This window comes from Vibrio sp. PNB23_22_6, from assembly GCF_052877535.1.
The window spans coordinates 185,319-193,283 of the sequence record NZ_JBNFXP010000006.1 but is presented as its reverse complement, the minus strand read 5'-3'; the positions used below and the strand labels follow the sequence as shown (position 1 = coordinate 193,283).

The following is a 7,965-nucleotide window of genomic DNA, read 5'->3' as shown; positions in this document are numbered from 1 at the left end:
CCCTGGGAGTATTTAGCAAGGTGTGAGAATAGGAAAAACTCTAAGTTAGAGTGCCACTAATCCAGGGAGGGTTACAAATCGCCATTGCAGTATATAGACATATTTTTAATATTTTCATTTTTGTTGCTCATTTAATTACTGTTGCCTCAACCCTGAAGCCACAATCCCAATCGATGAATACACAATAAAGAAAATAGACACTACCTAACATGGTTTTCAGAAATTCATATTTGGCATAGCCAACAATGAGTATTAGTTACCCTCCAGTTCGCTTGTTCACGCACTTTGGGTTAGAGCTGAATTTGCTTGCTCCGCTCAATACTTTGCCGCCTTGCGAGTTATCACTTCCACCCTAAGCGCATAACAATGCAGTCCTCTACCTTATTTGAAGGGCATTCTATGCGAAAGAGGCGTTTTCTGGCGTCGCTCCTCAGTCGTCAGCTATGAATACATGTAATGTTATTCCATCACTACAGAATTGATGAAATAACAAACAAAAGGGCAAAAAAGAGTCAGCCTAACGGTCTGACTCTTTTGAATGAGAACACATGGTATCGTGGAAGAACTTATAGGGCGGTGGCAGGTTACACTCGCTTACTCCTTAAGCTGATGACCCGTCTTCTTCGCTAGTTCTTGCATCGCCTCGGCAAACGTTGTTGTCCTGCCTTTCGCTTTAACTTGCACTACCTTATACCCCATCTTTTCCAACGCTTGGCGTTCTGCCAAAACAGCGTTGTCACCTTGCTGACTACCTTGAGCAGGCTGATGAATGTACCACCCCTCTAGTTGACCATCTTCGACCAATTGGTGGTGTTTCAGTGCATCGATATCAAAATTCATAATAAGTCTTTTAATTTAAAATGGGGAGTTTCTGTGGCAGGTTACATTCGCTTTAAAGGTTTAACCACACTGTCTAAACCTTCAATTTTCAGTGCAAGGCAAAGCTTCAACAAATCACCTAGCTCCCCTTCTGGGAAACCCTTCTTATCGAACCAGAGTAAGTATTCTTCTGGTAAATCAATCAGCACACGTCCTGAGTACTTGCCAAACGGCATTTGTATACGAGCGAGTTTTAATAAGTTTTCTTTTTCTAACATTAACTACGGTGTCTGTCGGGATAAATCTTGGCTAAGAATAACACCCAAGCGATCGACCCACCAGTTTGTTGCATCTTTGGCATCGTCTAAAGAATCAATCAAGGTCGAGAAGTCTTTGTTTCCCGCTTGACGGTCTATTGCGGCAAAAAGATAAGTATCGTTTTGGGCGTCGCTAACCAGTAACTCAACCGTTGCTGAACCTACATTGGTGTGCACACCTGTGGTGGTTTTCGAGATGGTAGAAGTCCCTAAGCCGACAGGCTGAATGCTCGAAGTGACAGCGAATACGGGTTTGGCGTTTCCACATTGTTGATTGCAATACTTAAACGCAATGTTTTCTCTCCCGGTTAGTCGATAACCACACTATCGTATTCATCCAGTTTGTTTTTCAATCGAGTCGCATCACGCAACCCAACTCGCGCCTAAATTAGGTCCACACCACCTTCTGAACCACGCGAAATTCCTTATAAGAAGTGAATTTTCTGCCACTCACAATAGGACCATTAGCACAATCGACTACCCCCCCCCCAACAAACTGACAGATACACATTTCATTAATAACTTCAACATACCGACTCCTCAAACCTTGAATATACAGTTTGATATTCCATATGACATTAACCAGAATTCATTCACTAAAGTAATGTTTTCGAATCAAGTATTCCGCTTTATACAACGCCATTTCGTGCTAAGGTACGCCGATCAATGGAGAAATAACGAGAAAATAATGAAGTCACCTTGTCGCGCAGCCTGTAAAAATAATGGCGGAATCTGTTCCGGTTGCCACAGAACCATAGAAGAAGTCGTGCAATGGAAAGAGAAATCCGACGCGCAAAGAGACGCGATCATCGAACAGCTTGTCGGCAATGACTCGACTCACACTTGCCCTGAGTGTGGCACGAATGCGCATTGTGATATTGCGGCGGGAAAAGAGACGTGTTGGTGTTTTGATATTGAAACCAGAGATTTACCAAAGCCAGAAGCTAGGCAGCTTTGCTTGTGTCGTAAATGTCTGGAGAAAAAGCCAGTCGCTTAATGATACCAATCGTAATAACAAACTGTGATTGGTATTTGACTGGCTCATCGTTGAAATTACGTTTGCTTCTGCAAACTATTTCAGCTCTAGCGCCGGGGATTCAAACTTCACACCATCCCACCCTGTCACCATGAAATTGCGAATATTCTGATGATCGTTGTTCTCTGGATGTGCCAATACATCTTCTCGATAGAAACGACCAAAACAAGCTAGCGTCATGTCTTTGCTTAAGTTGTTGAGTTGACCAAAAGCGAAGATCTTGCACGACCCATTGTTCTCACCTGCATTATTCCGCGTTTCACCATTGGTGAAAGCCGTCGGCAAAAACTCGTAGTTCGCCTCAATCGCGGCCATCGTCGTTTCAAATTCAACAGTTTCTGGTGATGTCGCTAGTGCATCCAAAAAATCTTTCAGTTCCATTAATCCTACTTCCTAGTGTCCTAAATGGTCTTAAGTAAAAAACTGACATATTTGTTTCATAAAAAGCCCATATAAGAGTCATAAATCATAAATATATTCAGAGCCTTATACGTCAATCAATGTTCCGTTCTTCAATATCTTAATGAATGAATAGATATCTAATTTAGGTCCATTGAGCGACATTGTATCCGCTTAATAAGGAAATATCATGACCACCCCATTTAAGGCAATAGGCGTGTTGGCATTATCTTCACTTGCCATCGCATGTTCATCCCAACCTGAAGACGCCAGCTCATCATTCTCTACTCAATGTAAAGCAACGGTAACCCCTGTTATTGGAGCGTCATCCATTCAGGGTTTGACCTTTATGGGAACGTCGATTGCTGACGCACCATTCGATACATCGGCAGCAGAAATTGTTCAGTATGACGCCTGTACAGACAAACTTTACGTGGTGAATGCACAAGCAAAACGTGTTGATGTACTTTCTATGGATGAAGCAGGAGCGCCAACACAAACCGCATTCATCGAGCTAAACAGCGCAGGTGAAGCGGCTGGCATTGACATTGGTGCTGCAAACAGCGTTGCCGTATTCAATGGTTTGGTGGCTGTCGCGATCGAAAACAGCAATAAGCAAGCAAATGGCATTGTCGGCTTGTACCGATCGAACGACTTGTCACTGATCACCACCTTCCCTACTGGCGCACTACCAGACATGGTTGGTTTCTCAAAAGACGGCAAATACATCGCGACCGCAAACGAAGGTGAACCCAATGGCGATTACAGTGTTGACCCAGAAGGCAGTATCACGCTTATCGACTTAAGCCAAGGGGTGACCAAAGCGCAAGTAACACAAATTGGTTTTAGCGAGTTTGATGGTGCACGTAAACCTGAACTGCCTTCAGATGTACGACTCTCTGCTCCAAACGCGACAGTAGCGCAGGATCTAGAGCCGGAATACCTCACCTTTGCTGCCAACGGGAAGATTTACGTTGCCCTACAAGAGAACAACGCCATGGCCATCGTAAATCCGAAAACGAAATCCGTTGAAAAGATTGTGGGTCTAGGTGAAAAATCTTGGTCAGACGCAAAGTTGGATGCGTCGAACAAAGACAAAATCATTGGTAATTTTAAGAGCTATCCTCAGCTGGTTGGTCTGTACATGCCAGATACGCTCGATAGCTATTCTGTAAATGGCAAAACCTACATACTCTCTGCCAACGAAGGTGACGGTCGTGAGTATGGTTTCAAAACGACTCAAGCGCAGTGTGACCAAGCTGGCTTTAAATGGCATGACGACGACTATCTTGGCACCGATAAGTACACATCGCAGCAAGGCACGTGTTTAAGTCATGTGGACGAAGTTCGTGGTAAAAAGCTAAAAGTAGCAGCCGATCACCCATTAGCAGGAGCGCTAAAAGACAACAAACAACTCGCGCGTCTAAAGGTGATTAAACCAGAACAAGTGCTCACTGCACAAGACAACGTGCAAGCGTTTGGCGCGCGTTCATTTTCGGTTTGGGATGAGAACGGTGAGTTGGTTTTCGACAGCGGTGATGACTTCGCGACAATCGCGTTAATGAACGAAGGCAAGAACTTCAACAGCACCAACGATAGCAACGACAGTGGTGATGATCGCAGTGACGATAAAGGCATCGAGCCAGAAGCGATTGAGGTGGCGTACATCAACGGCCGTCACTACGCGTTTATCGGGTTAGAACGCCAAGGCGGAATCATGATTTATGACATCACCAATCCAAAACAAGCGCAGTTTCTGCATTACGTCAACCGTCGTGATTACAATCAACCTGTTTGTTCCCAAGTGGAAGACGGTGACTGTAAGAATGATATCTACAATCCTAAAGCGGGCGATTTAGCGCCAGAATCGGTCAACTACTTTGCTCGCAACGGGCAACACTTTATTGCTGTAGGTAATGAAGTTTCAGGTACCACGTCAGTATTCCGAATAGAGCTTTAGTGATCATCTTTCAGGACAAGACTTTTATAAGAAAGCGCCCGGACTTAAACCGAGCGCTTTTGGTAGAGTCTAGGTCAACGGTATTTCTACTCTTTACTCGTCATCTATTATTCTGCAATAGATAAAACATCACATTTCGATGCGCAGATAAAGTCATTCTTGTGCAACCCTTTAATTGAATGACTCCACCATGTTACGGTCACTTTGCCCCACTCCAATAAAATCGAAGGGTGATGACATTCATCTTCCGCCAATTCTGCAATTTTGTTACTAAATGCCCACGCTTGCTTGAAGTTCTTAAATTTGTAGACCTTTTCTAATTGTGGAATATCCTCTCTTTCCATGATCTGCCAATCGGACAATTGCAGCAGTAGAGACTGTTGTTCATCTTTACTGAGTGCAATAGCATCGTGACTACAAGCTTCGCATTTTTGTTTATTCAACATGAGCAGATTCCTTTGGTTCAAAAAGTGGTGGAAGCAATCCAGCTTCAATAGCAAGATCGGCTTGTTTTAATAAATTAAGCTGACTAATTTGGAAAAGCTGTGACAGATCGTCAATCACATAATATTTCGGCTGCATGATGTCGATGCGATAAGGCGTTCTTAAAACCGTTTGCAGGTCAAACTCATCACGAATCGCAGCATCACTGCCCAATGAATAGATGGTTTCTCCCGGAGATGAAAGGATACCGCCACCGTAAATCTTAGTTTGATTCCCTTCTTTTACTAAACCAAATTCAACAGTAAACCAGTACAGGCGCGCAAGGTACGCTCGCTGCTTGGGTGTCGCAGCTTGCCCTAGTTGGCCATAATGTTCAGTGAAAACGGCAAAATCCGGGTTGGTAAGCATGGCACAATGACCAAAAATTTCGTGAAAGAAATCTGGCTCTTGTAAATAATCAAATTCCTCACGAGTTCGCAGGAAAGTAGCAACCGGAAAATGTTTATTACTAAGTAAATTGAAAAAGCGATCAAAGTTAATCAATGCCGGAACAGGCTCTACTTGCCAGCCAGTCGTTTCCATCAATACCTGGTTAATTTCAGAAAGTTGAGGGACACGATCCTTAGGCAAATCAAGTAGCTTCAACCCATGTAAGTAAGCAGCACACGCACGCCCCTCGATCACACTCATCTGACGAGAAACCAAATCACGCCAGATAGCATCTTCTTCGCGGCTCCATTCCACTCGGCCATCCTGGTTCGTTGGTTTCGAATGATACTGAGTCATCGCACACCCCACTTAAATGTTCTTTCACCTTAAGCCTATCCATACTCGGTTTAGCTTCCAATTCCGCAAGCGCTTTCCTTCGCCAATCCGCCCGTAACATTATCTTTACATTTATATGTAAGGTAATGATTTAACTGATAAGTAATATTCTCCACTCGGTTTGACTTTATAGGATATTCACTCCAGACTGAAACTGTTAAAACGTTGTTACAGAGGGTGCTATGCACGAGAGCAATAGAGTCTGGAAGCCGACGCAAGATCGAATCGAACAAGCCAATATCACGCAATTCATCGAGCATATAAATCGACAAGGATTCGAGCTTAAAGACTATCCTGATTTGCACCAATGGTCTTTAGAACATCACGAACATTTCTGGCAAGAGGTGTGGCAATTTTGCGACTTAATCGGCACGCAAGGTGAAACAGTAAAAATGCAAGGAGAAAGCCGTTGGCAAATGCCAATGCCGAACCGAGATACGGTGTGGTTCCCCCAAGCAAAAATTAACTACGCAGAAAACCTGCTGAGCTTGGCAGTTCAACAAGCTGATGATCTGGCGATTTGGTTCGAAAATGAACGCGGTCACAACCAAACCTACACATGGCAACAGGTGTGTGAGGAAGTTTCAAGCATCCAGCAATGGTTGAAAGAGTGCGGTATTGAGCGAGGGGATGTGGTGGCTGGTTATCTGCCGCATATGCCACAAACCATTATTGCCATGCTTGCCACCACCAGCTTAGGGGCAGCATGGACATCAACTTCTCCAGATTTTGGCATAGAAAGTGTCATCGAACGCTTTGGTCAGGTAAGGCCTAAAGTACTATTTACTTGTGATGGTTATACGTTCAGTGGCAAAACTTTTGATATGTCAGAAAAGAACCAATACATTGCTGATCACCTTCCCGGAATAAAGCAGGTGTGCCAAATTGGGTATCTAAAACCGCACGTGTTTGAATGTGATGTTTGCACTCAGGATTGGCAAAGTCTGTTAAATCAATACACACCAGAGCCACTCACTTTTGACCGCATCCCCTTCAACGATCCACTATTTATTCTGTACTCCTCTGGTACGACAGGAAAACCAAAATGCATTGTCCATTCTGTTGGAGGGACAATGCTTAACCACCTAAAAGAGCATCAACTTCACTGTGATATTCAACCCAATGACCGTGTATTTTATTACACGACCTGCGGCTGGATGATGTGGAATTGGCATGTTTCCACTCTCGCTAGCGGTGCATGTTTAGTTATCTACGATGGGAATCCAGTTTATCCGAGCAATAATGTCCTTTGGGACTTGGCAGAACGTGCCGATGTGTCGCTCTTTGGTACTTCCGCTAAATATCTAGAAGCCATTGAGAAAGCGAAACTGTCTCCTATTCAACAATTCTCGCTTCCGGCCCTCAAAACGCTTTGCTCCACAGGATCTGTTCTTTACCCAGAGCAATTTGATTACGTCTACAAGCACATTAGAAAAGACCTCCACTTAGCATCGATTTCCGGTGGTACTGATATATGTGGCTGTTTTGTATTAGGTAACCCTATTTCTCCTGTCTATCGAGGTGAATGCCAAAGTGCCGGACTCGGCGTTGACGTGAGAGTATGTGACGACCAAGGGAAAAACGTCACCAATCAACGTGGTGAATTGGTTTGCGCCAATTCACTGCCTAACTTCCCCGCCGGGTTCTGGAACGACACCGGAGAGCGCTACCACCATGCTTACTGGGATAAGTTCGATAATATTTGGCATCATGGGGACGACGTGAAAAAAAGCAGTAACGGTGGGTATATCTTTTATGGTCGTAGTGATACTACTCTCAATCCCGGCGGTGTCAGAATTGGCACGGCTGAGATCTATCAACAGGTGAATGCGATTGAAGGCATTCTTGATTCTATTGCCGTTGGAAAAGAGGTAAACAGAAACGAGCAGATATGGTTATTTGTTCAACTGACTCAAGATATGACGCTAACGGATGAGCTTATTGCACACATAAAAGCGACTCTTAAAGCCTCGTGCTCTCCAAGACACGTACCAAGCCAAATCTTTGCCATCAGTGACATTCCGAAAACTCACTCTGGTAAGTTAGTTGAACTCGCCGTCAAACAAGTCGTCAACGGGCACTCGGTCGAGAACATAGGAGCAATCGCTAATCCAGGAGTGTTGGACGAGATAAAAACAGTCGTCTCTAGCTAAGACAATAACAAA

General features: G+C 44.1%; 8 protein-coding genes and 1 pseudogene. 3 read left to right on the top strand and 6 right to left on the bottom strand.

The window, feature by feature from the left end:
* Positions 1–594: 594 nt before the first annotated feature.
* The 3 genes and pseudogenes from ACVA54_RS07660 to ACVA54_RS07650 all read right to left on the bottom strand — a co-directional run bounded on the left by ACVA54_RS07660 (position 595) and on the right by ACVA54_RS07650 (position 1,656).
* On the bottom strand, positions 595–840 hold the full coding sequence (locus ACVA54_RS07660; RefSeq protein WP_119463759.1) for a hypothetical protein: 246 nt from the start codon (positions 838–840) through the stop codon (positions 595–597).
* A 41-nt stretch (positions 841–881) separates the two neighbouring features.
* Positions 882–1,097 carry a DUF3820 family protein gene (locus tag ACVA54_RS07655; RefSeq protein ID WP_119463758.1) on the bottom strand — a complete coding sequence of 72 codons (216 nt, stop codon included), beginning with the start codon at positions 1,095–1,097 and terminating at the stop codon, positions 882–884.
* A gap of 3 nt (positions 1,098–1,100) precedes the next feature.
* A pseudogene (locus tag ACVA54_RS07650) lies at positions 1,101–1,656 on the bottom strand (DUF3313 family protein).
* 168 nt (positions 1,657–1,824) lie between these two features.
* Between ACVA54_RS07650 and ACVA54_RS07645 the strand changes: the two are divergent.
* Entirely contained in the window at positions 1,825–2,133 is a 309-nt protein-coding gene (locus ACVA54_RS07645) for a cysteine-rich CWC family protein (RefSeq protein WP_446649504.1), read from the top strand.
* Between the two features lie 75 nt (positions 2,134–2,208).
* Here ACVA54_RS07645 and ACVA54_RS07640 read toward each other — a convergent pair whose 3' ends face one another.
* Positions 2,209–2,553, bottom strand: coding sequence for a HopJ type III effector protein (locus ACVA54_RS07640; protein WP_446649503.1), 345 nt, complete (start codon positions 2,551–2,553; stop codon positions 2,209–2,211).
* 208 nt (positions 2,554–2,761) lie between these two features.
* Here ACVA54_RS07640 and ACVA54_RS07635 point away from each other — a divergent pair, with 208 nt between their 5' ends.
* A complete protein-coding gene (locus ACVA54_RS07635; protein WP_446649502.1) occupies positions 2,762–4,531 on the top strand; it encodes a choice-of-anchor I family protein in 1,770 nt (589 codons plus the stop codon).
* A gap of 107 nt (positions 4,532–4,638) precedes the next feature.
* On the opposite strand, the gene ACVA54_RS07630 is transcribed toward ACVA54_RS07635, so the two are convergent.
* Together ACVA54_RS07630 and phhA are read right to left on the bottom strand one after the other, a co-directional pair.
* Positions 4,639–4,977 carry a 4a-hydroxytetrahydrobiopterin dehydratase gene (locus tag ACVA54_RS07630; protein ID WP_446649501.1) on the bottom strand — a complete coding sequence of 113 codons (339 nt, stop codon included), beginning with the start codon at positions 4,975–4,977 and terminating at the stop codon, positions 4,639–4,641.
* A complete protein-coding gene (phhA, locus tag ACVA54_RS07625) occupies positions 4,967–5,761 on the bottom strand; it encodes a phenylalanine 4-monooxygenase (RefSeq protein WP_099079017.1) in 795 nt (264 codons plus the stop codon). Before phhA ends, ACVA54_RS07630 begins: the two co-directional genes overlap by 11 nt.
* Positions 5,762–5,982: 221 nt before the next feature.
* Here phhA and ACVA54_RS07620 point away from each other — a divergent pair, with 221 nt between their 5' ends.
* Positions 5,983–7,953, top strand: coding sequence for an acetoacetate--CoA ligase (locus tag ACVA54_RS07620; RefSeq protein ID WP_119464417.1), 1,971 nt, complete (start codon positions 5,983–5,985; stop codon positions 7,951–7,953).
* The last annotated feature ends 12 nt before the right edge of the window (positions 7,954–7,965 follow it).